Source organism: Rothia sp. (in: high G+C Gram-positive bacteria) (assembly GCF_030540545.1).
GTDB lineage: Bacteria > Actinomycetota > Actinomycetes > Actinomycetales > Micrococcaceae > Rothia.
Genome location: NZ_JAUNVZ010000142.1, coordinates 1 through 1000, shown reverse-complemented (window position 1 = coordinate 1000; position 1000 = coordinate 1). Strand labels below are relative to the sequence as shown.

Sequence of the window (1000 nt, the reverse complement as noted above, 5' to 3'; positions counted from 1 at the left end):
CATGTAGGTGGTTGAGCTCATATCAACCAGGGACGAGAATGAGAGGGTGCCCAGGATGCCCACAATCACGCCCACAATCGCCATGAGAATGGGCAGCCCGGCGGCAATGAGGGTGCCGAGCAGGACGATGAGCGCAATAAGGGCCACCACAATGCCCACAATCTCGCCAACGCCCATACCCACATCGGGAGATTCGGCGACATTCTGGTCAAAGTTGACCGTCAGTCCCTTCAAATCCGCGTTTTTGAAATGCTCCATGAGCTTTTCTTTATCAGCATGCGGGGCTTCCGAGCTTTTCATTTTGAAGAAAACCCCGGCGACTGCGGTCGAGCCGTCCTCAGAGACCGTGCGATAGTCGCTCGTCAGATCCAGAAGCGCCGATTTGCGGGCGAGCTCCGCCTGCTGTTCGGGAAGTTTCTTTTCAGAGTCGGCAAGTTCATCGGCCTTTGTATCCAGCTGTTTCTGGGATTCGGCCAGCTGGGCACGCTGAGCATCAATCTGCGCCTGCTGGGAGCCAAGCTGTTCACGCATAGACTCTAGAGCACCAGCTGCTCGGGCCTGTTCGCGGGCCGCATCCAGCTGCTTCTGTGCCGCCTCCAGCTGCGCTTTGCCGTCATCTGCTTTCTTCTGAGCGTCCCGCAGCTGTTTCTTACCGTCCTCGATCTGCTTCGGGGCGGCATCTAGCTTCTGTTTACCCTCTTCAAGCTGCTTCCTGCCGTCGGCAATCTGCTGCTCGGTGGCGAAGGGGTCGCTCACATCGTCAACCGCTGAATTCTCGTTTTTAAGGCTATTCAGCTTGTTCACGAAGGCTTGTTTCTGCTCATCGGTAATGCGTGAACCGTCACCGGTGGTCACGATTACTTGGCCGGTTCCTCGGTTAGCGTCCGGGAAGCGTGAGGCCAGCTCATCGGTGAGCCGCTGCGTCTCAGTGCCGGGCATGGTGAACGTGGTCTTTAGCTGCCCATGGAATGCACTATACGTACCGGCAACACCGGCAATA

General features: G+C 57.1%; 1 protein-coding gene. It reads right to left on the bottom strand.

Annotation, left to right across the window (positions count from 1 at the left end; genetic code table 11):
• Positions 1 to 999: MMPL family transporter (locus Q4P78_RS09520; RefSeq protein ID WP_303340126.1), on the bottom strand; the 999-nt coding region annotated here is incomplete at its 3' end.
• Position 1000 lies beyond the last annotated feature (1 nt).